25 protein-coding genes are annotated in these 26029 nt (G+C 48.1%); 10 read left to right on the top strand and 15 right to left on the bottom strand.

Annotated features, from left to right (window positions below):
* Positions 1-8: 8 nt before the first annotated feature.
* The 3 genes from TREBR_RS10650 (at position 9) to TREBR_RS10640 (ending at position 3536) form a co-directional block, all read left to right on the top strand.
* A complete protein-coding gene (locus tag TREBR_RS10650) occupies positions 9-1517 on the top strand; it encodes a sugar ABC transporter ATP-binding protein (RefSeq protein ID WP_013759184.1) in 1509 nt (502 codons plus the stop codon).
* Positions 1518-1552: 35 nt separating this feature from the next.
* Positions 1553-2548, top strand: coding sequence for an ABC transporter permease (locus TREBR_RS10645; RefSeq protein ID WP_013759183.1), 996 nt, complete (start codon positions 1553-1555; stop codon positions 2546-2548).
* A gap of 73 nt (positions 2549-2621) precedes the next feature.
* Positions 2622-3536 carry a substrate-binding domain-containing protein gene (locus TREBR_RS10640; RefSeq protein ID WP_013759182.1) on the top strand — a complete coding sequence of 305 codons (915 nt, stop codon included), beginning with the start codon at positions 2622-2624 and terminating at the stop codon, positions 3534-3536.
* Positions 3537-3716: 180 nt separating this feature from the next.
* On the opposite strand, the gene gltX is transcribed toward TREBR_RS10640, so the two are convergent.
* Together gltX and TREBR_RS10630 are read right to left on the bottom strand one after the other, a co-directional pair.
* Positions 3717-5276, bottom strand: a complete 1560-nt coding sequence (gltX, locus tag TREBR_RS10635) for a glutamate--tRNA ligase (RefSeq protein ID WP_013759181.1) — start codon at positions 5274-5276, stop codon at positions 3717-3719.
* A gap of 168 nt (positions 5277-5444) precedes the next feature.
* Positions 5445-6359: a PfkB family carbohydrate kinase gene (locus TREBR_RS10630; protein WP_013759180.1), complete on the bottom strand. Its 915-nt coding sequence runs from the start codon at positions 6357-6359 to the stop codon at positions 5445-5447.
* Between the two features lie 63 nt (positions 6360-6422).
* On the opposite strand from TREBR_RS10630, the gene TREBR_RS10625 reads away from it, so the two are divergent.
* From TREBR_RS10625 to TREBR_RS10615, 3 genes are all read left to right on the top strand, one after another.
* A complete protein-coding gene (locus TREBR_RS10625; protein WP_013759179.1) occupies positions 6423-6791 on the top strand; it encodes a RidA family protein in 369 nt (122 codons plus the stop codon).
* 209 nt (positions 6792-7000) lie between these two features.
* On the top strand, positions 7001-7225 hold the full coding sequence (locus TREBR_RS10620; protein WP_013759178.1) for a hypothetical protein: 225 nt from the start codon (positions 7001-7003) through the stop codon (positions 7223-7225).
* 438 nt (positions 7226-7663) lie between these two features.
* Positions 7664-8479, top strand: a complete 816-nt coding sequence (locus tag TREBR_RS10615; protein WP_013759177.1) for an Rpn family recombination-promoting nuclease/putative transposase — start codon at positions 7664-7666, stop codon at positions 8477-8479.
* 147 nt (positions 8480-8626) lie between these two features.
* Here TREBR_RS10615 and TREBR_RS10610 read toward each other — a convergent pair whose 3' ends face one another.
* From TREBR_RS10610 to TREBR_RS10575, 8 genes are all read right to left on the bottom strand, one after another.
* On the bottom strand, positions 8627-9814 hold the full coding sequence (locus tag TREBR_RS10610) for a glycosyltransferase family 4 protein (protein WP_013759176.1): 1188 nt from the start codon (positions 9812-9814) through the stop codon (positions 8627-8629).
* Positions 9811-10620, bottom strand: coding sequence for a glycosyltransferase family 2 protein (locus tag TREBR_RS10605; protein ID WP_013759175.1), 810 nt, complete (start codon positions 10618-10620; stop codon positions 9811-9813). Before TREBR_RS10605 ends, TREBR_RS10610 begins: the two co-directional genes overlap by 4 nt.
* Entirely contained in the window at positions 10607-11677 is a 1071-nt protein-coding gene (locus TREBR_RS10600) for a hypothetical protein (RefSeq protein ID WP_013759174.1), read from the bottom strand. Before TREBR_RS10600 ends, TREBR_RS10605 begins: the two co-directional genes overlap by 14 nt.
* A complete protein-coding gene (locus TREBR_RS10595; protein WP_013759173.1) occupies positions 11677-12462 on the bottom strand; it encodes a glycosyltransferase family 32 protein in 786 nt (261 codons plus the stop codon). Before TREBR_RS10595 ends, TREBR_RS10600 begins: the two co-directional genes overlap by 1 nt.
* Entirely contained in the window at positions 12452-13636 is a 1185-nt protein-coding gene (locus tag TREBR_RS10590; protein WP_013759172.1) for a polysaccharide pyruvyl transferase family protein, read from the bottom strand. The genes TREBR_RS10595 and TREBR_RS10590 overlap by 11 nt, the downstream gene beginning before the upstream one ends.
* Entirely contained in the window at positions 13633-14646 is a 1014-nt protein-coding gene (locus TREBR_RS10585) for a glycosyltransferase family 2 protein (protein ID WP_013759171.1), read from the bottom strand. The genes TREBR_RS10590 and TREBR_RS10585 overlap by 4 nt, the downstream gene beginning before the upstream one ends.
* Complete coding sequence (locus tag TREBR_RS10580; RefSeq protein WP_013759170.1) at positions 14643-16067, bottom strand: oligosaccharide flippase family protein; 1425 nt, start codon at positions 16065-16067, stop codon at positions 14643-14645. Before TREBR_RS10580 ends, TREBR_RS10585 begins: the two co-directional genes overlap by 4 nt.
* 97 nt (positions 16068-16164) lie before the next feature.
* The gene (locus tag TREBR_RS10575; protein WP_013759169.1) at positions 16165-16890 is read right to left on the bottom strand and encodes a hypothetical protein; all 726 of its coding nucleotides are present in this window, start codon (positions 16888-16890) and stop codon (positions 16165-16167) included.
* A gap of 145 nt (positions 16891-17035) precedes the next feature.
* On the opposite strand from TREBR_RS10575, the gene TREBR_RS10570 reads away from it, so the two are divergent.
* Entirely contained in the window at positions 17036-17389 is a 354-nt protein-coding gene (locus TREBR_RS10570; protein ID WP_013759168.1) for a helix-turn-helix domain-containing protein, read from the top strand.
* Between the two features lie 171 nt (positions 17390-17560).
* On the opposite strand, the gene TREBR_RS10565 is transcribed toward TREBR_RS10570, so the two are convergent.
* Genes TREBR_RS10565 through TREBR_RS10550 form a run of 4 tightly spaced genes read right to left on the bottom strand, consistent with a single transcriptional unit; the run spans position 17561 to position 19668 of the window.
* Positions 17561-17785, bottom strand: a complete 225-nt coding sequence (locus tag TREBR_RS10565) for a PspC domain-containing protein (RefSeq protein WP_013759167.1) — start codon at positions 17783-17785, stop codon at positions 17561-17563.
* A gap of 27 nt (positions 17786-17812) precedes the next feature.
* A complete protein-coding gene (locus TREBR_RS13825) occupies positions 17813-18676 on the bottom strand; it encodes a DUF4097 family beta strand repeat-containing protein (protein ID WP_013759166.1) in 864 nt (287 codons plus the stop codon).
* Positions 18673-19326, bottom strand: a complete 654-nt coding sequence (locus tag TREBR_RS13820; RefSeq protein WP_013759165.1) for a DUF1700 domain-containing protein — start codon at positions 19324-19326, stop codon at positions 18673-18675. The genes TREBR_RS13825 and TREBR_RS13820 overlap by 4 nt, the downstream gene beginning before the upstream one ends.
* A gap of 15 nt (positions 19327-19341) precedes the next feature.
* Entirely contained in the window at positions 19342-19668 is a 327-nt protein-coding gene (locus TREBR_RS10550; protein ID WP_013759164.1) for a PadR family transcriptional regulator, read from the bottom strand.
* A 315-nt stretch (positions 19669-19983) separates the two neighbouring features.
* Between TREBR_RS10550 and leuB the strand changes: the two genes are divergently transcribed.
* Entirely contained in the window at positions 19984-21081 is a 1098-nt protein-coding gene (gene leuB, locus TREBR_RS10545) for a 3-isopropylmalate dehydrogenase (RefSeq protein WP_013759163.1), read from the top strand.
* 236 nt (positions 21082-21317) lie between these two features.
* Positions 21318-23504, top strand: coding sequence for a methyl-accepting chemotaxis protein (locus TREBR_RS10540; protein WP_013759162.1), 2187 nt, complete (start codon positions 21318-21320; stop codon positions 23502-23504).
* Between the two features lie 2 nt (positions 23505-23506).
* On the opposite strand, the gene TREBR_RS10535 is transcribed toward TREBR_RS10540, so the two are convergent.
* A complete protein-coding gene (locus tag TREBR_RS10535; protein WP_013759161.1) occupies positions 23507-24565 on the bottom strand; it encodes a YncE family protein in 1059 nt (352 codons plus the stop codon).
* Positions 24566-24684: 119 nt separating this feature from the next.
* Between TREBR_RS10535 and TREBR_RS10530 the strand changes: the two genes are divergently transcribed.
* A complete protein-coding gene (locus TREBR_RS10530) occupies positions 24685-25974 on the top strand; it encodes a solute carrier family 23 protein (RefSeq protein WP_013759160.1) in 1290 nt (429 codons plus the stop codon).
* Positions 25975-26029 lie beyond the last annotated feature (55 nt).

The following is a 26029-nucleotide window of genomic DNA, read 5'->3' as shown; positions in this document are numbered from 1 at the left end:
ATGTGTATATGAATGAAGTCATCGTACGGATGGAAGGTATCTGCAAATCGTTTCCCGGCGTAAAGGCGCTTGACGGTGTTTCCTTGAGTTTGAAGCCGGGGCGGGTGATGGCGCTCCTCGGAGAAAACGGCGCCGGAAAGTCGACGCTGATGAAAATACTGAGCGGTATCTACGGCCGCGACGGCGGAACCGTTACGCTGTTCGGTGAGCAGGTTGACGTCCTGAATCCGAATACGGCGAAGGAAAAAGGCATTGCGATTATCCATCAGGAACTCAATTTGTGCCGGCATTTGACCGTTGCGGAAAACATCTTTTTGGGACGGGAAAAATTCAAAAAGGGTTTTATCGTAGATACTGCGGCCATGAATAAAGCGGCGGAAACCATTCTTGCAAAACTCGGCTGCGATATTCAAGCGGATACGCTGGTTGACGAATTGCCGGTGTCGAAACAGCAAATGGTTGAAATCGCGAAAGCACTTTCGATCAACGCGAAAGTACTGATCATGGACGAGCCGACGAGCGCCTTGACCAGCAAGGAAATCAACGAACTGTTCGCTATCATCAAGCAGCTTAAAAGTGAAGGCTGCGCGATCGTCTACATTTCGCATCGGCTGGAAGAATTGAAGCATATCGTTGACGACGTAACCATCATGCGCGACGGAAAGTTTATCACGTCGGGTGAATTTGCCGATTTCGATATGGAGTCGATCATCTCGCACATGGTGGGGCGGGAAATCAAGGAAAAGTATCCGCGGATCAGATGTCCGGTGGGCGAAACGGTGCTCGACGTGCGTAACCTCTGCGCCGGGCCGCTGGTTCGCGACGTGTCTTTTCAGGTACGCGCGGGTGAAATCGTGGGCATCGCGGGGCTGATGGGCGCCGGCCGTACGGAACTGACGCGCGCGCTGTTCGGAATCGACCGCATCGATTCGGGAGATATCCGTCTGGACGGGAAACCGATTACCGTTCGTAAGCCGCTCGACGCGATCAGGCACGGGATCGTGCTCGCACCCGAAGACCGTAAAAAGGACGGTCTTTGTACGAAGCTGCCGGTACGTGAAAACATCGCGCTGCCGAATCTTGATCTGCTGTGCAACAAGATCGGCATGGTAAACCGGAAAAAAGAGGCGGCGATGGTACGGACCGGCGTTGAAAATCTGCGGATCAAGCTGCCTTCTGCCGAAGTGAACGCGGCCACTCTTTCCGGCGGCAATCAGCAGAAAGTCGTCGTTGCCAAATGGATGGGCAGGTCGTTCCGCGTCGTTATGTTCGACGAGCCGACGCGCGGCATCGACGTTGCCGCTAAGGTGGAAATCTACAATCTGATGAACGAATTGAAACTGCAAGGGGTCGGCGTATTGTTCGTTTCGTCCGAAATGCCCGAAGTTATGGGGTTCGCCGATCGTATACTGGTTATGTGCGACGGGCGGATAACCGGAGAATTGCCGGGGGCGGAAGCGACGCAGGAAAAAATCCTGACGTTGGCGACCAGTTTTGAAAACAAACTTGCCGTATAAGGGCGCCGCTCACGCGGAATTGTAAGGGGTATTATATGAACACGATTGCGAAGAAAAAATTGGGTATGGCGCGCGGTACCGGGCAGGTACTGACCGTTACGGCGGGACTTGCGGTGTTGTGTCTCGTATTCGGCATTATCAACCCGACGTTCTTTTCCGGCCGGAATGTCAGCAATTTACTGCGTCAGATCGCGCCGATTCTGATTATCGGTATCGGGCAGTCGTACGTACTGATTACCGGAAACATCGATCTTTCCATCGGTTCGGTCGTCGGGATGTCTACGATGATAAGTGCGACGCTGATGACCAAGGGCGTGAATCCGTGGGTATCCGTCGCGATTACGCTGGTGTGTTGTCTGCTGATCGGTTTGATAAACGGGTATCTCGTAGCCGGATTTAAAATTCCGCCGTTCATTGCGACGCTGGGTACGATGACCGTTGCTCGCGGTATCGCGCAGATAGTGAACAACAACTACAACACGAACAGTATCGGTGAAGCCGCGCAGGGATTCCGTGATTTTTTCTATTACGGAAAAACGTTCGGGCTGTTCAATACGATTTGGATTTCCGTATTGTTGTGGGCGATTTTTAACTTCATTTTGAGTAAGACGAGGAGCGGCCGCTACATATACGCGGTGGGCAGCAATCCAGAAGCGGCAAAACTGAGCGGTGTGAACTTGCTCGGAACGGTTACCAAAACGTTTTTGGTTTCGGCTTTCTGTGCGTGCGTGGTCGGTCTGATACAGTGCGCGTCGGCCGGTATGGGCGCGATGGACGCCGGTTCGGCGTATGAAATGTACGCGGTCGCCGCGTCCGTTATCGGCGGAATTTCGACGCTCGGCGGGCAGGGTATTCTGCTGGGCACGGTGGTCGGTGCGTCGATTTGGGCGGTGCTGCAGAACGGATTACAGTTTGCCGGTGCGCCGGTTGCTATCAGAAACATCGTCATCGGCTGCATCGTCGTCGTTTCCGTTCTGCTCGACATAGTGGTACGCGGCCGCGCTCCCAAAAAGGGCGGCAAAAAACGGTAAAAGGAACCGTTCCCGATTTTACGCTTTCGGAACGATTCTGAATATAAGATGCGGAAACGCAAAAGGAGTTTTTATGAAAAAGGCGTTATTTGTTGCAGCCGCGCTGATGGTGTCAGGTGCGACGTTGTTTGCCGGCGGAACCAAAGATTCCGGAAAGAAAAAAGTATTCCTCATTACGATGGATCAAATGGATCAGCACTGGGTGCAGGTTGACGCCGGCGCACAAGCTGCGGTAAAGGAATTGGGAAATATCCAGTATAAATGGCTTGCTCCCGATGTAAAGGACGACGCGAAACAGATCGAATGCGTTAACAACGCGGTCGCCGCCGGTGCGGATTGCATCCTGCTCGCCGCGAACGGTCCCGACGCGGTTACGTCCGCTTTGAAAGAAGCTGCCGCCGCCGGTGTTAAAATCGTATACGTAGACTCCGCCGCCGATTTTCCCGGTGAACAGCTGCTTGCAACCGACAACCGTGCCGGCGGACGTCAGGTCGGTGAAACGCTGATCAAGGATTTGGCTTCCAAAGGTGTTGCCAAAGGTATGATCGGTATTATAGGCGTTAACGCCGCAACCGAATCCTGCAATCAGCGCGAATTCGGTTTCCGCGACGCGTTTGAAGGAACCGCTTTTACGCTGCTCGAAACGCAGTATTGTCAGGGTGACGCTGCCGTTGCCAAAGATATGGCTGCGAACTTCATTACGCAGGGATGCGTCGCCGTTTACGGTGCGAACGAAGGTTCGACGGTCGGAGTCGGTAACGCGGTAAAAGAAGCTGCGGGCAAAAACGTCGTCGGCTGCGGTTCCGATGCTTCCGATATGAACAAATCGCTGGTAAAAAACGGCGCGCTGCTGTGCATTATGGCGCAGAATCCGTACCGCATGGGATATGAAGGCGTGAAATCTGCGGCGAAAGTACTCGCCGGTGAAAAAGTTTCTCCGTCGTATTTCGATACCGGTGTTTCGATCATCACGAAATCGGATCTGTAAAAAACAAGGAACCGGGAAAGTCCTGAAGCGTATCGCTTGAACGACTTTTCCGGCTCCTCAGAGTACGATAGGCGGTCCGATTTCCGATAATTTTCAGGCTGCCTTTCGTTTTATCAGTTGTACGTGAAGCGCCCGTCCGAAAGATGAAAATGCTCCTCCGCTTCGGACGCGCGCTTCTTTTTATTTAAACAATTCGAGCGTTTTTCGCGTGCGCTCAACGGCCCGGTCTGCGCCGAGTATTGCAATCGAACCCATAAGCGGCGGACTGACGCGGCTTCCGGTTACGGCCATGCGGATGGGCATCATGAAATCGCCCAGTTTAATTCCCAGATTTTCCGCCGTTTTCCGCGCGAGTTCTTCGGCCGCTTCGTGATCGAGCGACGGAATCGCCTGTATGAAATCGATTGATGCTTCAAGCACTTCCTTCGTCTTTGCTGCGTCGAGTTTTTTGGGAACGATCTGGTCGATCGGCGGAACGGCGGGTTCGGTAAACAGAAAGCGCACCATTTCCGCCGCGTCGCACAAAAAGTGCAGCCGTTCCTTGATGAGCGGCATGAGCTGCAGAAGTTTTTCTTTGGTCTGAGCGGACGTCAGCCCTTCAGCTATCGGTGCTCCGTTTTCGTCGAGCGAAACGCCCGAAACGTCCGGGCCGACTTTGGGTGCGGGAAATTGTTCCGTAGCGTTTACGGGAATCGCAGCGTCTCCCGTTCCGGTGAGGAACGGCAGGGTAGCCCGGTACAGCGCTTCGTCGCTCATCAGGCGCATGTACTGTCCGTTAAACCATTCGAGTTTTTTGTAGTCGAACACGGCGGGCGCTTTGTTCAGATGTTCGATTTTGAACAATTTCTCAAAATCGGCAAGCGAATACAGGTCGCGCCCGTCTTCGTACGAACAGCCGAGCATCGAAACGTAATTGATGAGCGCTTCGGGAATATATCCGCGTGCGCGGAATTCGTTTACGCTCGTCGCACCGTGGCGTTTTGACAATTTTTGCCCGTCCTGCCCCATAACCATCGGCAGGTGGCAGAACTGCGGCGGCTCCCATCCGAACGCCCGATACATCAGTACGTGAAGCGGCGTCGACGGAATCCATTCCTGCGCGCGCATGACGTGCGTGATTTTCATAAAGTGATCGTCCACGATGTTCGCCAGATGATAGGTCGGAAAACCGTCGCTTTTGAGCAGAACGGGGTCGGGATTTATGTCTTCGTTTTTCCATTCGATATCGCCTAAAAGCGCGTCGTGAAAACGGGTAACGCCTTCAAGTGGCACTTTAAGCCGGATAACGTAGGGCTTTCCCGCGTCGATATTCGCCTTGATTTCTTCCGCCGTTAAATGGCGGCAGCTGCGGTCGTATCCGGGGGGCATTTTGTTCATCGTTTGGATGGTGCGGATGCGTTCCAGCCGTTCCGCGTCGCAGAAACAGTAGTACGCCTGACCTTTTTCAACCAGTTCGTCGGCGTGTTTTTTGTACAGCGCGAACCGTTCCGACTGAACGTACGGACCGTACGGACCGCCTTTGTCCGGACCTTCATCCCATTCGATGCCGAGCCATGCGAGTGTATCGAATAAATTCTGCACGTATTCTTCACCGTAGCGAGTGCGGTCGGTATCTTCAAGTCGTAAAATGAATTTCCCGCCGTTTGCGCGGGCAAATAAATAATTGAACAATGCGGTGCGCACACCGCCGATATGCTGCATTCCCGTCGGCGACGGGGCGTAGCGAACGCGAACTTCCACAGGAAACTCCTTTAATGTGTTGATATATTATAGTACATAACGGTTGAGAACGGCAATACGTGAGCGGCGTGCGTGTGCGCCGGTTTACCGCCGGCTGGTTGCATCGGCTTACTGCGGCCGGTGAAATGCGGCGGCGCAGCTCTCCGGAACGCCGGTTGCCGCGGCGTTTCAAAGTGCCGGAACGAAATTTTGCACGGTGGCGGCGTATTGCCCGTCGGGGAGCGTCGCGCCGTTTACGGAAACGACTGCGGCGGCGATCCGGTTTGCACGGCGGACTGATTCTTCAAGGGAAAAACCCTGTTTCAGATACGCAATGACCGAGCCTGCGTGCGCGTCGCCCGCTCCGATCGTGTCCGCTACCTCCGCCGGAAATCCGGGTACGGAAAACCCGCGGCCGCGATCCATGCAGAACGCACCGTCTTTACCCTGCGTTATGACGACTGCGTTTCCCGTTTTTTCATAGAGCGCCGCGGCCGCTTCGGAAACCGCCGCGCGTTTGGTAAAACCGACCGCTTCGGTGTCGTTGAGGTGCAGCACCGGATGAAGCGCGAATATCCGGTTAAGCCGTTCCTGCGGAATGCTGCTGATACGCGGTCCCGGCGCAAAAAATACGGTGTATTCGGGATGTTCTTCCAGATATAATATGATTTCACTGCCGGTGGGTTCTTCGATTTCAAGGCCGCAGATGTACACGCTGTCTGCGCTTTCACTGTCGATGCGGTGCATCCAGGAGCGGGAAAAGACGTATTCGGCGCCGTGCTGAGATAAAAACGTCCGTTCGCCGTCGTTTTCAACGATGCAGTAGCAGCAGCCGTTGGGAACGTTTTCAAGTCTGATGAAACATGGAATTCCGAGCTGAGCCAATCGTTCGGCAACGAAGTCGCCGTATAAACCGCTCCCGACGGGGGAACACAAAGTGTAAGGCGTTCCCGTAAGGCGCAGCATGTTGGAAACGTTGTACGCACAGCCGCCGAGCCGCTGGGTTTGAGCGGTGACGTTTATGTCTTCGCCGGTACTCGGCAAGTGCGGAATGGCCACGATGACGTCCACTACGGTAGAACCTATGACAAGAGTCTGTTTCATAAGGGAATTACTATAACAGATTTTGTGAAACTGTGCTATATTATATGCGGAGGATTTTACGCTATGAAACGAATTGAAACGACTGACGCGCCCGGCGCTATCGGGCCGTATTCACAGGGCATGATAAGCGGCGGTATGGTGTATACGTCCGGTCAGATTCCGCTGCATCCGCAGACCGGTTCCATTGCGGACGATATCGCCGCTCAAACCGAGCAAAGTTGCAAAAACGTCGGCGCCGTTCTTGCAGCTGCCGGTTCCGATTTTTCAAAGGTGATAAAAACCGTGTGTTTTTTATCGGATATGGGAAATTTTGCCGTTTTTAATGAAGTGTACGCGCGCTATTTCATTTCAAAACCGGCGCGCAGCTGCGTTGCAGTTAAACAGCTGCCTAAAGGCGTGTTGTGTGAAATCGAGGCGATAGCGGAATTGTAAACGGCCGGAACGAGCCGGATACGGACGTGCCGAATTCACCGTGCCGCTGTCCGAACTTTGCTTTTCAGAAGCGGTACGGCGCGTCAGGCGCCTGTTTTTGCTGAAAGCGCGATCAGAATATATTTATTTGCTCGAAGACGGCAGCGATATTCCTTTTTGCGCCGCAAATTGACATAAAATTTAAATCCCTATATCATATAGAGAACCGTATGTTTGCAGCCACTTCGCTTGAAAAACAAATGCTTCAGCTCATAGCTTCTTCTGCAATAATGTCAAAGAGGGAACTCCTTTCTCAATTTGAAAATCCGGCTGCAGCGGAAAAAGCGCTTGAAGGCTGCATGGTTAAAAATTTCGTTTCAAAAAAAACTGATTCTGATTCTAATCCTGATTCTGTACGTTTTATTCTGACAAAAGCCGGGCTGGATCAACTGTAATCCGCTCTTAAAAATTTTTTATGAATCAATACAGCGCGTTGTACTGCTGTGCCGCTTTTTCCCAACTGTACAGACGCTTTCCTGTCTCCGCCATATTTGAAGCGACTTCGGAAAAACATGCGTGTTTTTTCGTAACAGGGAAGTGTTCTTCCCCCAACACCGATTTTTTCCTGAAAAATCAGCCGATTCTTGCCTGAAAGTCAGCCGATGCGGCCAATCCGAATCAAATTCGCTTCATTTTCTCCCATAATATATATATGCCGAGTGAACGGTACTGATTATCGGAAATCGCAGCTATTTGCTGAGCCGCGGCCAGTCGCTACGCCGCGGCCGCCGTCTTTGGCTAACGCTGCCCGGTTGCCACAGCTCGCGGATTATTTGTTAAGCCGCGCCGATTATCGTAAATTCCGCCCGGAGCGGCTTTATACAGGAGAGACCATGAACGCAGATTTTCCCCGCTGGGAAGACGTTACCATCACCAACGACTTCTTCTTCGCCTATTCGATGCTTCACGACACCGAACTGTGCCGCCTCCTTCTGCGCACCCTGCTCAAGCTTGACGCAAAGGAAATCACTTACGTCAACACGCAGGAAACCCTCGCCGCCGCCCCCGGCTCCAAAAGCGTCCGCCTCGACGTACTGCTCGAAACCACGAACGAGATCGTCAACGTCGAGATGCAGACGACCTCCGAGCCGAACCTGTTCAAGCGGATCCGCTATTATCAAAGCTCCATCGACATCGGCACCGCACAGCGCGGCGTTGATTACGACGACCTGAAAAAGCTGTACGTCCTGTTCATCTGCACGAAGGATCCGTTCGGCGAAGGGCTGCCGCGCTACACGCTCAGAACCGTCTGCGACGAGCACACTGCGCTCGACGTCCGGGACGAACGGTTTGCCGTCGTCTATAATGCCTCAGCGTATGAAAACGAGCTTGATTCGGAAACGGCGGCCATGTTACACTACATAGCGGAAGGCGGAACGGACACGGAGACGGCGAAGAGCTTTGCCGAACGGGTGTTCAAGCTGAAAACCGACGGTGCCGCCAAGGGGGCGTTCATGAAGTACGAAATAGAAATCAAACGCATCCGTAAGGAAGGCTTTGCCGAGGGCGAATCGAGCGGTATGGAGAAAGAAAAATACGCCACGGCCGGCAACCTTTTGTCTATGGGAGTGCTTACGCCGGAGCAGATTGCCGCCGCAACGGAATTACCGCTGGAAACCGTGCGGGAACTCGCTTGCAGGGAAAGGTAAAATCGGCGGCCCGGCGGATTATGGCAGCCCGGCTTGCTGTGCATCGACTCAAAAATCACTCTAGCGGAACATAGGGAACGACGGGATTTGCAGCGGTAAACCAATAGATTTCAACGCTTTTTGGAAAAATATCGAATGCAGAGACCGCTAGGATTTGGCGTTTCGCGGTATTTTTTCATACCCTGCAAGTTTTTCATTCCAAGAATAATGATTTAATACCATTTCGAGACCGGCCTTTGAAACAGTTTGTCTGAATTCGGCATTTTTCATTAATTGAAGACAAGCTTCCGCCATTTCGCCGGGGAAATCTCTGATAATGCAGTTTTTACCGTCTGAAAGTTCAGGAATTGCACCTGAAATAAGAGATGTCATCACGACAGGAACTGCACAGCTCATTGCTGTAAGAACCTTATTTTGGATTCCGGCTGCAATTTTGACCGGCGCTATGGCAAGACAGGAATCAGCGATTGCCGATTCAATATTTTTAACAAATCCCGTTACAAAAATCGACTTATCATCTGAGAGATTTTTAATTTTTTCAGACGGTTCAGCTCCGATTATATAAAACACGGTTTCCGGCTCTGTTTTTTTTATAAGCGGAAAAACTTCGTTCACAAAAAATAAAACGGCATCCTGATTTTGTAAAGTGCGCATATTGCCTATAAAACATATTTTCTTTGAATTGTAATTGATACACATATTTTCATTTACAGTAACTCCGTTCGTATGCAAAAACAGATTTTCTCCTGAGGTTTCGCTCATATCTTTTAAATAGTCGATGTCAGACTGAGATACAAGTACAACTTTGGGAAAGGTTCTGATTACGCGACGCTCATATTTTTTTATAAGTCCAAATTCCGCCTGATAAATAAATTTTTTAAGTGAATTCCGTTTTGTCTGAGAAGAAATTGCATATGTTTTTGAAAGTGCATCCGTCATTTCTACGATTGATTTTTCCCGGACACGCGTCTTTTCAAGGTACGGAACCATGCGCAAAAGGTGTGCAACGCATTCATCCGGCCTCTCGCGGATAAGAGTGCGCTTGAACTGTCTGAGGAAACTGGCGGAAAAATAATAGCCGCATTGAAGAGGTTTTTGGCACAATGCAAACAGAAACGCGAAAACATAAGAAGATAATTTGCATTTTTTTACCACATAAATCGTATCGTATAAATCGAAATATTCTTTTTTCAGCTTTATCTCACCAAAACAAAATGATATCAAAATCAGCTCGTTTCCCTTCGATTTCAAATACCGGGCAATACTGTTTATTCTAAGTACGTCGCCTCCGTTTTCCGGAAACGGGAATCTTGGAGTTAAAAAACATATTTTCATATTTTTTTCTCTTCTTTAAGAAATCTTTTGTATTTTTTTCTTCCATTTAGAATCAATTTAAATGCTTGTGCCATTGAAATCGGTTTAATGATTTTTCTTTTTACAATTACGAAGCGTAAATAATATAACCATGAAAAGACAGGAGAAATTGCGCAATAAATGGCACCTCTATCAGAGAGGAATTTCGGGTCATTAAAACCTTTAAACCATGTTGAATCAGATTGTTCATGTTTTAGAATTTTATCCGGGCAGTAATAAATCTTCAGTCCGCTTCTAAAGCAGTCCGCAAGAAAAATATTTTCTTCTCCGGCATCGAATACTTTTGAACCTGTTCCGAACGTTTCTCTGAACCAGACATTTTTTTTCAAAAGTGCACTTCGGTTCAAACAGGTTTGAACCGAAATGTAAGTACCCAATTCTGTGAACTTACATTTCGTTTCATGATTTCCGAATTTCTTCATAAAAGAATCCATATTGAACATAACAACATCCGCCATAGAATTCTTCTCGTAATAATTCAAAATCGTCCTGTCAAAACTGTCATAGTAAAAAAGATCATCGTCTGCAATTGCGACGATATCAGCCCTTGCATTCCGAATCGCCATGTTGCGACTGCGACTTAAACCGCGCTCCGTTGTATAAAAAATCCTGACAGATTGATTTTCAAATCTGAGTTCTTCATTTTTGTTTTCATCACACTGATTGATCACAACGCTGTCGCAGTGAATGTTCTCATCTTGAAGCATCTGAAGAACCTGTTCCTGATTTTTGTGCATTGTTGATACTAAGAGTTCAAATGTCAGCATATAAATACCTCCGTTTAATCCCTTTTATGGGGAATTGATTACATAAAACTTTATAGAAAAGAAGTGTCTGCAATGAAAAAGACGAAAAAGTATTTTCGGTAAATCCGGAGATAAGCATACAGATTACAAAAGGCATATACTTGGTTAATTCGCTGAATTTGAATTCAGAGATTCCTCTCATAGAAACTGAAATAAAAATATATACAGATAAAATTCCACCGGCAAAAAGCGAGTCAAGATAGGCAGAGTCCATCGGGCCTGACGGTAATTTATATCCGATAAGGTAATTAAGCGGAGTCATCGTATCCAAATGAACAGAATTTTTACTGAATCGTGTCGTAAAAATGACATCAAGAATCGGATATTGTTCGTAAATTTTGCAGGCAATTATTGTACAAAGAAAAAGCAGTATCGGTAAAAACGTAACGGCTTTTTTTAATTTCCACAAAGTATTCTTAAATAATGAAAAGATTAAAATCAGTAAAAAGAATATCATAATTGTATAAAACGGTGTTCTTCCTAAAGATAATTTGTAGATCATATAATTCGGAAACAAAAAAATATAAATCGGTATTGTATTTCTGAAATGGCTTGCGATAAAAACATAGGTAATAAGGGTAATCTGCATTGCGAAAGCACCGATTCCGTTTGTATTGTCAAATCCGAATGTATGACCGACACCTTTCGGCATTCTGATTAATTCATCTTTCAGAATAGTTAGTGACAAAAGCGAAAGATAGATAAATAACGCCGTTAAAATACTCAAGAAACATATCAGGGAAATTTTCTTTAAACTCTCATTTTTTAAGAGAATTATGGATATCACAATATTCACGGTAGCCAATGTTGCAAAATTATATGCGGTAAAAAGAATCAACAAAATTAGGAAAAAATAATGTTTATGCATTTTCCCACATGTTTTTTCAAGAAATATAAATAGATGAATAACTTGAAGACCGGTAATTAATGCTGTAAAAGTAACAGCCGGAATGCCGAGAAATTCAGAAAAAGGGCGTATGCCCAATAAAAAAATCCAGAAAGTTGAAATATTAAACATTACTTCAACTTCCTTATGATTTTTCTGCAAAAACCAAAGAATCCGTTATCCGTAATTTGCCATTGAATAAATGCACCCAAAGAAACAAACTTTCCGATATGACAGCCGAATTGCGCATAATGTTTTTTGCGTTTCCCGTCATATTTCTTCTGAGCTTTGCTTGTCCAGCTGCCGTCATAATGATGAATCGTATAAGTATTTTTTGTAATTCTAATTATTCCCGTTTCCAATGATTTCGGGCAGAAATATTCCGTCGGATATATCGTTATTCCGGCGACAGTCTGAATTTCGTCTTTGTCGGTGAATCCGTGTTTTCTGAAAATATCGCTTACTCTCGTAACAACTGTTGTTAAATCTTGCGTACCGTCTTGTTTCAGAAAATTGCTTTTTTCATAGGAATCAAGGATTTCTTTGTAAATTGGACTCGCCGCCGGACTTGCTATGCCAAGTCCGGCGTTGAGTGCGCCCGCGCACTCAACGCCGGCAAACGCTCCGCGTTCTAAAATATCATCAAGCGGTTTTATTACTTCAACATCCGTGTCAAAATAAATTCCGCCGTACCGGTACAGAATGTCGAAGCGCGCGTAGTCGCTCACAAAGGCATACTTTTTCGCCTCATACGCTTGGGCGACATACGGAATTTTTCTGACATCGTAGTCGTTTTCATTCCATTCCTTTATTTCATAATCAGGAAGAAATTTCCTCCATGAAGTAAGGCATTTCTGTGCCGGTTCCGGCAGCGGATTCCCGCCGAACCAGCAGTAATGGATTATTTTAGGAATCATAGTTCCTCTCCTCCATATACTTCACAAACGGAGCTGTTTTCCTGATTTTCTCCAATTTCGAATTTATTTTTTCCCAATCAACGGACTCGAATAGTTGAGAGAATGAGTTAGCATTCCATTTACAGTTGTCCGCAGCTATTCTCGCAGAAAGCCCGAAAATCTCCAAAAGGGAGCGAATCCTTACGTTCTGCTTTGAAAAATTTCTGCTTTGCGGAACAGCAATAAACCGTTTATTGAATATCAGTGAGAACACCGTTCCGTGAAATGAATTGGTGACGACATATTCCGCACGGTCGAAAAGACCGAGCCATTCATTTATAGTTGAGTATGTTTTCTTGTAGAAATTAATTCTCTGTAAGTCATTGGCATACACATACACCACTTCAAGTCCGTTTTTTCTTGCAAATGCTTTCAATCTGCCTATTGAAAAATCCGTCGTGTTTCCCAAAAGGTAAAGTAGAATGTAAGCACCGTGCGGAACAAGCCTGTCACTTTCTATAGCCCGATAATCATCAGCAGAAAGAAGCATCGTAGGATCAGGTTGCAGAAAAACGTTAGTAAATCCGAGTTTTCCGCATATATCGACGCCGCTCTTTTCACGGACGGAAATAAAGTCAAACTGCAGGAGTGCTTTCCTGAACAGCGGGTTGCATTTTTCATCCAATATATCCGTTCCAAAGGAAGCTGCGCAGGCTATTTTCTTTGAAGCGGAGGGTGCAAAGTCAAGCAGAAACGACTGGACTTCATCTCCGATTTCAGCACGCAATTTGCCATAGGTGTTCCAAATCTGGTCGCTGCCTGCAATATAAAAATCAGCTTCCGGACATTTTTTTTGCAGCTCGGGAAGGGATGTAAAAATATCCGTCGGAGAAAGATTCTCTGCGATGAATGAAGAAAAATCCCTCCGTGAGTCTTTTTTATCGGAGCGGGCAAGAATACGGTACAGTTTCCGAAAGACCCTTCCGGGAAGATTCCTCATGCCATCAAAAATTCCCGTACGCTTTAACTCATCATTATAAATTTCAAGTTTGCTTTTAGAAATATAAAACCGAGTTCTGATAAGAAACGGCTTGATTCCGCGTTTTATAAGGAACTGCTGTAGCGCATAGTTCTGCAGAATGCTTCCGTAATTATTAACCGTGTCCCAATATGTGATGATTCCTGCTGTTTTCACCGGGCGGCTCCCAATTCAGCGATATCTTTCGCCAGAGCTTTTTTTTGATTTTTGAAGCTGCGTTTTGCATACCAAACCGGAAAGAGGCCGATTGTTAAACCCTTTATTTTCGTTTTAAGTTTAAGTGCTGCTTTTAAATTTGCAGAAATGAAAAGTTTCCTATTATTTTTTAAGCAGTCTTTATACAGTTCTATATTTTTTCCTTTTGAATCTGTTGCGATAATTAAAAACAGAATAAAATTGTAATTTTTCCAAATGTGCCAGTTACAGGCATTTATAAGGAGCGGAGTTTTTATGATAAGATGTTCCTTAATATATCTTATATTCTGGAAGGCATTTGTTCCCATCTCCAGCTTATAATTTGTAAGACCGGAATTAACATTGTTTAAACGGTAGTTGTAAACTTTCCGATGTCCGATACCAACATGGTTTGAATATTGAGCCGCAAAAGATGAAAAATAAAGACCTTCACCCGACCACGGAACAGAAAACGTTAGACTATTTTGTCGTAAAACGTCCAGCCTATAAATTTTATTCCAAGGTCCGATTGCAATATATGGAAGAATAATCTGCGCCGCAGTATATTCAGATGTCCACGTTTCAATCTTATCAACAGCAGTTTGAATTCTGTCTCGTGTGGTAAAAATCTCAGTACTCATTCCCATATCAGAACCTGTTTGATGCACAAGGCGAAGCATATACTCTACATAGTCCGTTTCAAGCCAGTCATCACCATCAACAATTACCAGCCATTCTCCTGTACATTGTTCCATTCCCACATTTCTGGCTTCACACGTACCGCCGTTTTTTTTATGGATTACTTTTATCCTTGAATCCTTTTCCGCATAAGCATCACAAATTTTTCCGCTGTTATCAGGAGAACCGTCGTCAATCAGAATTATTTCAATATTTTTATAAGTCTGCTCAATCAAAGAAATAATAAGTTTATCAAGAAATTCCTCGGATTTATAAATAGCTACGACAACAGACACTTTTTCGTTCTCACTCATACTTTGACCTCTTTGAATTTTTCCATTACAAAATGAATTACCCCGAAAATCACCACCCGATACAGTATTAAAATCAGAATCAGCAGAATCAGACAGGTGCCATACAGAATAGGCGACGAAGATTTCATTTTCAGAACTATTACCGTCTGCAAAAGGAGAACGGCATAAGCGGCTCCATCCCTAAAAAAATTCACCTTCAGTTTTATGATTCTTCTTGTACAGATAAGGCGCATAATCCAAGTTGCAAAATAGCTTACGAGTGTCGCAACCGCAGCCCCGACTGTTCCGACTAAACGAATAAGAATTATATTCAGCACGATGTTTATTGCCGCACCAACAAAACTTGATATTGCAAATGCCGTGGAATTTTTCACTGCGGCAAAAATTCCGCCTATATAACCTGAAAGTGCACCGAAAACCGTAGAAAGCAGAAGAAACGGTACGTATCTCCATGCTGCATAAAAATCATTTGCAAACAGCACATGGGCAAGTGGTTTTGTTAGAATTATGAGTCCCGAACATAGAAGAACCATGCAGACGTTATAAAAGTTGTACATGTCAGAAAAAAATCCGCTTACATCTTCTTTATCAAAATCCTGTACCGCAGAAAGCGTCCAAGCCTGTGCAAAAATACTCTGAAACATTGTCAAAATAGACGGAATCTTATACGCCACCGAATAGATGCCGTTTTCGATAATTCCGCAGAGCCATGTTATGATGTAACGGTCGGAAACCGAATTGACCCACCAAGAAACGGAGTTCAACATCATCGGACAGGAATACCGAAGCATTCGCTTATTGAGAGCCGGCTCTTTTATCTTGAAGTTGCTGAATTTGTATATTCGGAGCGAAAAAAACAGATACGCAATCTGAACGGCGATTCCGGTAATCGTCGCAAGATAATAGCCTTTCAGCCCAAGGTGAAGCGGCAGTAGAAAAATCAGATTTAGCGCAATCATTACGGCAGAACAAAGTACACCGGAAACTGAAACGTCTTTTATCTTGTCAAATCCTCTGGCAATATTCAAAAAAAGAGAACTTAGGCCGTTGGTAGCGAACATAAGAAAAAGAAACGCACGATATTCATTGAAAATAGGAAACAGGTTGAAAACACTGTTCAAGGCAATGAATGCCGTGAACAGAACAATGCTGAAAATATAATTTCTTATGCTGATGGAAACGACAGCTTCCTTTGAAACGTTCTTGTCCAGCATAAAGCGCATGGTTGAATCCGCTATATTCAGTGTCAGAATCGGCACCAACAGTCCTACCGTCGCCGAATATAAGTCGTACGTTCCGTACTCTGCCGAAGTCAGAACGCTCGTATACAGCGGTACAAGAAAGAAACTTAACAATTTTGTTCCGAACTGCCCGATTGTGAGAAAAAACATATTTTTTGCAAGATAACGCTTACCTTTCATATTGTTTCTGCCAAACTATACGTAACGGGTACGTAATATGCGGTCTTTTTTCTCCCAACTGTTTTTTTAAGTTTTCTTATCTTGCACGGTAGTTTCGTCACCCCGGAATTCCCTCTTTGACAGCAGCTTCCGCCGCCGCCCTTGCCACGGCGCACGCAAACCGCGCGCTTCTGTCCGCCGTTCTAAAATCGAGCATAGAGTTCGCCGCGGCAAGCGATTCTACCAATGCCGCGGTGTACACGCCACAGCCGTCAACGCGGAGCACCGGCCGTTCGCCCTCCGTGCACCCTGACAGCCACAGACCGCCGTCCACCGCACAAAGCGCTTCATCACCCAATATGCGTGCCATTGCAAGCTGCCGCTCGTCTGCACCGTCGCCGGTGTCCGCGCAGCACGCGGTTGCACCGTCGTCAGCGTTCCATTCCTCCGCACCGTCAGCGTCCGCCGGAACAAGCGCCGCGCACGTGTCGAACACCGTAACCTGTTTTTTGCATGTTTCTTCTATATAATTACGCTTAATTTCCGTGCCGCCGACGGAGAAGCCGTCCCCTGTCAGCCCGTCGTGCTCGTTTCCACAGAAATACAGGAACAGAAAATCAGTTCCGCATTCCGCAGCACGCCGCAGAATGAATTTCAGCAGGGGAACGTCAACGCCTTCGGGAAGAATCAAAATCTCCCTGTCCGCCCATGCGCCGCCGGCCGTACTTTTGAGAAAATCGTATATGCTGCAAATTGATTTCTGCTGGAATCCCGCTTTAGAGGAAGTTCCGGCAAGAACGGCGTAACGGTTAACGATTCGGTTTTCAAAAACAGTCATTCCCATGATTCTCTCAAAGCGCCTTGTTAAAAACAAACATTCTTTTAGAATGATTTTATAAATATTATAATTCAATTCGAGATAATAATCAATCTAAAAGAATGTATTTTATAAATACTAATTCTTTTTGAATGTGTAATAAGTTCGTTTTATGCTTCATACTTTTTTTATGTGTGAAATAAATATAAGAAAGATTTTTGGAGAAAATGTAAAATATTACAGAAAGCAGATGGGACTTTCTCAAGAGCAGCTTTCAGAAATTCTTGAAATTTCACCGAACCATTTAAGCGTTATTGAAACAGGCGGTAAATTTGTAACGTACAAATTGCTTGAAAAAATGATAGATGTTTTTAATATCGCTCCGTCTTTGTTGTTTTATTCTCAGAATGCGCATACGATAGACGGTTCCGTGCAGAACAAAATTAACTCGATCATTGACAAGGAATTGGAAAACGCACAGTCTTCCATTCACGAGAAAATCGAAGAATTATATCGGAAACAATAAAAACCGCATTTGGGAAGATTCTTTTCGTGTGTGCTGATTGGCCGAAGCGAGGTCCGCCGTAACGTGAGGCTCGGTACCCCGTAGCCGTAAATGGTGCGGGGCCGGCAACGCGGTTGTAAAAAAAGCGCCGCTGAAGAAAAGCTGCCGTTTTGCTTCAGGGCGCCGTTCCGGTTACGACTGAGGCGCTTCGGGCATGATGATTGCCGCGATGATATAGGCGAGCAGCCCGCTTCCGATTCCCGCGAATACCAGAAAGACGGTTATCAGTCTGATCAGCGTCGGATCTACCGCAAAGTATTCGGCGACGCCCGCACACACACCGCAAATCATTTTGTTCCGTGATTTGCGCAATTTTTTTCCGGTGTTTTCCGTTTCTGCCAATTGATTTTCCTCCATAATCGGTTATTCCTATTTATTGTACGTCTATCGTGCGATTTGGACGTTGATGGAACCCATTCCGCAGTCAATTTCAAGGTCGTTTTTACCTCGGTAAGGAGATTGCGCTTTTCCGCCCATACCGTTCAGTTCGGTCGTGTTCACACGCACGCTTCCCATACCGACCGACGCGGTGTACGAATAGTCCTGCGGATCGCCGTACAGGTACAGATTGATTTCTCCCATACCGCAATCGACTTTTGCCGAACCGGTAATCGTTCCGCGGATTTCCATGGAGCCCATGCCGCATTCTATATCGGCGTATTCCGCTGCGGTAAAATTATACAATATGCATTCGCCCATTCCGACTTCGATTTTTGCCGAATTGCATGAAATTTCCGCGTTTTTGCTGACAAGCGAGCCGGCTCCTATTTCGATGCTTACCGAGTCGAGCTTCGCGTGCGGCGGAACCGTTACGACGATTTTTGGATTTTTCCACGGCGCTTTGAACAGCCAGTTCCAGCGCGGATGTTTCGTGCGTATGTTCAGCGTGCCGTCGCTGAAATCGACCGCGCAGGGAATATTCGCAGACTGTACGGAAAAACGGTCCCCGATGACGAGCTGTGCTTCCGCCGCCGCAATGTCCAGTTTAAGACGCCTGACTGATTCCGCCGAATACGTTTCTCCGCGCAGAATAAGGTCTTTTTCTTCCATATAATACTCTCCTTTGTCGTAGTCGTCCCACTTTTCGTAAACGGCGGCGGCGCGTCCGTTTTTTCCGATATTTTTGTCAATATCGTACACCGCTTTTTCTATCGTTGCACCGGCGGCGAGTGCAATCAGCGTTAACAGCAGACCCGCTCCGGCAAGGCACAGTCCGATGATAATTGCAATTTTATTTTTGGATTTCATACGTTGTCATTCTCCTTCCGTCTGCTGAACGGCATTTTGCACAATTTTACGAATCCCCTGATAATGACGGGAATGCATTTCGTGCAGATCCAAATGCCGAAGACGGTGCAGATCAAACCGGCTCCCGCCAGCATCAAACCGAGCCCCGCCAGCAAAATGCCCGACACCGGCGCGGTGAACATTGCCGCCAAGCCGAAGATGAGCGCCGCCAACCCGCCGATGAGAACGGCGATCGCCGCGATGAACAGGCTGCATACGATAGCGATTGCGGCGATCAGCAGACCGAACGCGATGCCGAAAACGGTGCTGACAACCGGTATCCAAATCGGAAACGTTATGACAACCAACAGGATGATGAGCAGAATTTTTGCTCCCGACGACGCCTTTTCCGTTTTTCCGGCTGCATTCAGGGCGGACTCCGCCTTTTTTTTGGCGGAAGCTTTGACCGTTTCCGGCACACACGAAAACTTTGTCAAAATATACTTTCCCAACTCTTCGGGCGTACCGAGTTCGGCAATAACCGCCGCTTCGTTTTCCGCTCCTGCGTCGTCGAAGTATTCCGTATAGTATAAAATTGCTTCTTCTCGCTCAGTTTCCGGCAGTGCTTGAATCTCCGTTCTGAGCGCGGCAATATACTCCGTTTTGTTCATAGTCTCCTTCCTCTGTTACCCGTTGTTATCCGCTTCCGTGCCGAACAACACCTTATCGATCTTCTTACGGTAAGCATTCCATTCCCGGCGATATTCGTCAAGCCGTATCATGCCGTTTGCCGTAATTTTGTAGTAGCGCCTGTTTCTGCCGCCGAATTCGACGTCGTACGTGTCCAAACAGTTGTCTTTTTGCAGCCGCCTGAGTACCGGATACAGCGTGCTTTCCGAAATATTCATGATATTCCGGACGTCCTGCGTGATTTTGTATCCGTATGTTCCTTCTCTGGCAACTATCGAAAGTACAACTGCGTCCAGCAAGGCCGCGCCGGTATTAAATTCCATATTTGTACCTCGTATGATATTATACTTACTATAATATCATTTTGTCAAGAGGATATTATGTTTTTTCTGTTTTTTGCGCTCGTAAGCCGATCGTCTGGACACGATCCGCGCAATAGTGTAGTATATTTATAAATACTGCTTATATTTTATTATTTGTTAAGCATCGTGCGGGGCGGATTCCGCGTCATACTGCGGGTTCCGTGCGTACTGCGCTCATGCGCCGGTGTGTTGCGGCGGTACATTGTGTCGACGCAGCGTACCGGCAGTCAGCCGCCGAACGGTTCCGGACGGGCTTAACGTTTCATAGGGGTTTTTATGAAAAAAACGATTGCGCTTATTCCCGGCGACGGTATCGGACCTGATATCGTGCGTGAAGGTGTCCGCGTGCTTGACGCAGTGGCGGTAAAATTCGGACATTCATTTTCCTATAAAACGGTTCTGGCCGGCGGCGCCGCTATCGACGCTACCGGAGAGCCGCTGCCGAAAGCGTCGCTGGACACGTGTCTGGCAAGCGACGCCGTATTGTTGGGTGCCGTCGGCGGGCCGAAGTGGGACAACGTTCCCGGCCATCTGCGTCCGGAAAAGGCGCTGCTCGGTCTGCGCGGAGGCATGAAAGTATACGCGAATCTGCGCCCGGCCGTCATGTTTAAACAATTGTCCGCCGCGTGCCCGCTTAAAAACGAAATCGTCGGAAAAGGTCTCGATTTGCTGATCGTGCGTGAATTGACCGGCGGCATTTATTTCGGGGAACGCGGCCGGTCTGCCGACAACAGCACCGCGTGGGATACCGAAAAATACACGGTTCCCGAAATCGAGCGCATCGTGCGCCTCGGCTTCGAGTCCGCACAAAAACGCCGCAATAAGCTGTGCGTCGTTGATAAAGCGAACATTCTGGAATCGAGCCGGCTGTGGCGCGAGGTAACCGAATCGGTTAAGGCCGATTATCCGGGCGTGGAACTTTCGTATATGTACGTGGACAACGCGGCGATGCAGTTGGTGCGCAATCCCGGACAGTTCGACGTTATCGCGACGAGCAATATGTTCGGCGATATCCTTTCCGACGAAGCGAGTCAGATTACCGGCTCCATCGGAATGCTCGCGTCCGCCTCTCTGGGCGACGGATCCGGCCCCGGGTTGTACGAGCCGATTCACGGTTCCGCGCCGGATATCGCGGGGCAGGACAAGGCGAATCCGCTTGCGACGATCCTTTCGTGCGCAATGCTGCTGCGTTACGACTTCGGCATGAACGCGGAAGCCGCGGCCGTTGAAAAAGCCGTGGAAGCGGTGCTCGACGCGGGATGGCGGACCGGCGACATTGCCGGCAGCGGTGCGGATCTGGAAGCGGTGAAAGCTGCCGGAAAATTGGTCGGTACCGGAAAAATGGGAGATCTCGTTATCGAAAAGCTGAAATAGCAGCTCCGGCTGCGGAAGGACCCCGTCGGGCAATCTCTTTTGCCCGACAGATCGGGTTCCCGACGGGTTCCCGGCAGAGCTGCGTTCCTTCCGCAAAAACGGTCGTTTCCTTTCTCCGGACACTTGAATTCATAAAAAGTAAATTATTTTACATATTGAAAAAATTTTCGTTATCATTTACTATACGATTTCGTACACCGTGTGGTATACAACTTTTGTACAGTAGGATGGTAGATATGAAGAAAAAATTACTACTCGTTTTATGTTCCGTTTTGTGCGTTTTCAGTGTGGCCGCTTGCTTTTTCGTTTCACATTTTGTAAAACGTGCGGTGGAAGATGAAACTGATACGAAATTGACTCTGTTCGCCAAGACTATCGGTTCCCGCATTGAATCCGATATGCAGTTGAAAATCGGAATAGCGGAAAATCTTGCAGCACAATTCGGTTCGTTCAAACAAATTCCGGCCGAATATCGCCGGAATATATTGTCCGGCTTATTGAAAGATTCGTTTGAAAGTATGGAAAATTGTTACAGTGCCTGGACCATTTGGGAGCCGAACGCGCTGGACGGACGGGACGCCGAATTCGCCGGATCGGAATTGTACGGAGCGCAGGGCCGGTTTTCTGCCTGCTGGTTCACCGACGACGCCGGTGAATCCTCTTTCACTTCGATTGAAGATTATGCGGATACCGACTGGTATACTTCTTTGGCGCAAAAAAACGCGCTGGACATAAGCGAGCCCGCTTTTGACGAAGACGATTTGGCGCTCGGCAAACATACGCTGATTTTTACCATTGCGGTTCCGGTAACCGATGCTTCCGGTATTCGGATGGGATTCGTCGGATTCGATATTCATTTGAGCGATTGGGTGTCTTTGGATACGGATACTTCAGTCAAAAATAACTACTCAAAGTTGATTTCCGGCGAAGGTAACGTGCTCGTTTCTCCGAATGAATCGTCTATCGGGCAAAAAGACCCCCTTTTTGAAAAGAACCGATCGGTGTTCGATTCGCTCCGAACCGGCACCGTTGAAAACGGTTCGTTTTTATTCGTAACTCATTCGATTGATCTCGATAAGGAAGTCGTCGGCATTGTCCTGCCGCTTTCGCTGAGAGACAGCGATTCAACCTGGTTCGTCGTATCGATGACGCCCTTGAAAGACTCGTACGCGTTGGCGGATCGTGTAACCGGAATGCTGATTTTGACGTTTTCGGTTTTAGGCTGTATTCTGATTCTGAGTTTCGTATTGGTTCTTACGCCGATGCTCAAGCCGCTGATAACGACGGCCGATTTGTTGCACGATATTTCGGACGGCGAGGGTGATTTGACCGTCCGGCTTGAGTGCGTCGGAAAAGACGAGCCGGCGCGTATCGCACTTTATTTCAACAAAACGATAGAAAAAATCAGGAATAATTTCGTTTCGGTACGCAATCACACGGATAAAATATGTTCCGCCGGTACGACGCTTGCCGCGGATATGGAAGAAACGGTTGCGGCGATTCATCAAATTACCGCAAATATAGACAGTGTCAAAGTACAGGCCGGAAACCAGAATGAAATCGTCTTGGAAACGGAAAATACGGTGCAGAAAATGACGCAGCTGCTCACCGATTTGAACGGAGACATTGCGGCGCAGGAACGGAGCGTGCAGGATTCGCTTGCGTCCGTGGAAGAAATGGTTGCCAACGTCCGTTCCGTTACGCAAATCGTAGAGGGAAATATCCGGTCGATCGAACAGCTTGAACAGCAGGCAAAAGTGGCTCAGGATATCGCCGCCGATAATAGAAAAATGTCGGACGAAATGTATGCAAAATCCGATTCCCTGCTGAACGCAAGTTCGGTCATACAGAACATTTCGAGTCAGACGAATCTGCTCGCCATGAACGCCGCGATTGAAGCCGCCCACGCCGGTGAGTACGGGCAGGGATTTGCGGTGGTTGCCGATGAAATCCGCAAACTGGCGGAGGAATCAAGCCGGCAAAGCAAGGCGATTACGAGCGTTCTGAAATGGCTTATGGCCAAAATTTCACTGATTGCGGAATCCGCCGGTACGGCTGATCGGGCGTTTTCCGATATGCTCAATTTGACGGTTACCGTCAGCCGGCAGGAAGACGTCGTGCTGCAGGCGATGCAGGAGCAAAATCTTGCTAACGATCAGGTACTCAAATCGATTCAGGTGATAGATACGGTAACGCATACCGTGTCGGAAAGTTCGCAGAACATGATATCGGCGAGCAACGCGCTGCGGGAAAAAGCAAAGCAGCTGAGCGAATTGAGCGATTCAGTTTCCGGCAGCATGAACGAAATGGCGGCGGGTTCCGTACAGATCAACAACGCCGTTCAGGAAGTGAATCAGGAAAGTCTTTTGATAACCGACAGTATCAAAGAACTTTCGGAAATCGTTAGCCAGTATAAGCTGTAGCGTTATTCGGCAAACCGTATGCGGTATAATTCGACGTTTGCGTCCTGAAAGTTTGAAAAACAGAACGAACTGCCGTCGGGTGCGACGCTCAAGCCGGTCGGCTGGTTGCCGCCGTCTATCGCTGCGAGCACCGTCTTGGCGGCCGTGTCGATCACGGTGATTTTACCGTTTTCGGGGCTGCGTCTGGTGTAATCGACCGGATCGTTGGGACCGCGTGAAGACACGAACAGGTAGCGATCTTTATACAGGCAGATCGTATTGGGATTGTTGAACACGCGGTACGTGTCCGTTACGGTGAACGCCGCGAGGTCTATCTCGTAAACCGCCGCGTGGTACATATCGCTGACGTACGCGCGCGTTTCGTCTGCGGTTACGGCAATGTGGCGCATGGCAGATTTGGGTACGCCGATCCGGGCGGTTTCGGTACCGGATTCAACGTGAATCTTCTGAACGACGCCGCCGTCGAAGCAGGTTACGATGAGTGTGTTTCCGTTTTCGGTAAAGGCGAGGCCGCGCGGGGCTGCGGCGGTGCGCACGGTTTTAACGGTTTTACCGCTTTCGTAATCGATAATCGAAACCGTGTTTGAAATCCAATTGGATACGGCGAGTCTTTGCCGCGTTCCGTCCCAGGCGATAAACTTGCACCATTCGCCGCCGACCGGAATTTCACGGCGTAACGTAAATCCGGGATATGCGTATTCGTACACGTAACCGGTGGTCATTTGCGATATGAAAAAGGCGCCTTTTTCGGGAACGAATAAGCCTTCGGCAAAGCCTTTCCGTTCGGCGCGCGGCGGACGGACGACGCTTCGACTCGCCGGCGTTTCGGTTTGTGCCGGTTCGCCGGCAGCGGGGAGCGTTATGACTTCAAAGCCCGTATCGTCGAGCAGCGGCAGCACGACGGCTTTGCCGTCCGGCGTAAAGAGAACCTGTTTGGGCTGTTTTCCGCACGGCAGTACCGCGCTTTTGGTGACCGACAGTGTCTGAGCCGATATTTGCACCGTTAATACGGCAAGTGCGGCGATGAGCGCCGTCAGTCGGGCTCCGTGTTTTATTTTCATGGGAAAAGTATACTTTTTTTTGTCTCAGTTGTATATATTTCTTTTCAATATATATGTTTCATTCTTTTCAAAAATCGGCATTTATGCTACAGTGTTCGACGATTTGTGAGGAGGAAAAAATGAGTGATCATTCGATTCTGGGCCCTTCCGACCGCCCTCCGCTGGGGCGTTGGATTCCGCTGAGTTTTCAGCACGTGTTCGCCATGTTCGGCGCAACCGTTCTGGTTCCGCTGCTGACGGGGTTAAGCCCGTCGACCGCTTTGTTTACGGCGGGAACCGGAACGCTGATTTATATTCTGGTAACCGGCGCGAAAGTTCCCGCCTTTTTGGGATCGTCTTTCGCGTTCATTCCGGCGATAATCGGGATTTCAAGTGTGTATGGAATGCCGGCTGCGCTTGGCGGCGCGTTTTGTGCCGGTATTTTTTATGCCCTCGTGGCCGGAATCGTGAAAGTTGCCGGTACGGCATGGCTCGACCGCGCGCTGCCGCCGGTCGTTATCGGTTCGGTTATCATCGTCATCGGTTTGAATCTTGCTCCTACGGCGATGAATTCGGCTATGATGAACAACGGTACCTATTCTTTGGCGTATTTTTCAATCGCCATCGTGACGCTCGGCATTGCCGTCGTTGCCAGCATTTTCTGCAAGGGATTTTTCAATACGATTTCGATCCTGATCGGACTGGTCGGCGGATATATGTTTACGTTCGTGATGGGGTTGTTCTTTCCGGCGTATAAGCTGATCGACTTTACCATTGTAAAAGAGGCGGCTTGGTTCGGTTTTCCGCATTTCGCGCTGCCGCAATTCAGCATAGTGCCGATTATTACGTTTATCATCGTGTCGCTCGCGACGATCTGCGAACATTTGGGCGATACGCTCGTTACGTCCAAAGTCGTCGGCCGCGATTTTTACAAGGATCCGGGACTGCATCGGACGCTGCTCGGCGACGGACTTGCGACGGCCTGGGCGTCTTTGTGGGGCGGCCCGCCCAATACGACGTACGGTGAAAATATCGGCGTAATGGCGATTACGAAAGTGTACAGCGTTTGGGTTATCGGCGGCGCGGCCGTGATTGCGCTGCTGCTGTCTTTTATCCAGAAATTCGGTGCTATCATTCAGACTATTCCCGGTCCGGTTATGGGCGGTATTTCCATGCTGCTGTACGGACTGATCGCTTCAAGCGGATTGCGCACGATCGTCGAAAGTGGCGTCGACTACAAGGATAAGCGGAATTTGACCATTTCGTCGGTTATTATGGTTATCGGTATCGGCGGCGGTATCCTGCAGTTCAACATCGGCCAGAGTTTTACGTTCTCTCTGGGCGGCGTCGCGCTTGCGACGCTGGTCGGTATTCTGCTGAACTTGCTGCTGCCTAAAACGATCGATACGCCCGAGGCTGAAAAAGACTGATGTGTTTTCAGCGCCGGCAGGCTACGCGCCGGTTTCCGGCTGCTTGGCGTTAATA

The organism is Treponema brennaborense DSM 12168, from assembly GCF_000212415.1.
GTDB classification, from domain to species: domain Bacteria; phylum Spirochaetota; class Spirochaetia; order Treponematales; family Treponemataceae; genus Treponema_F; species Treponema_F brennaborense.
This window is presented reverse-complemented; position numbering and strand designations above follow the sequence as displayed.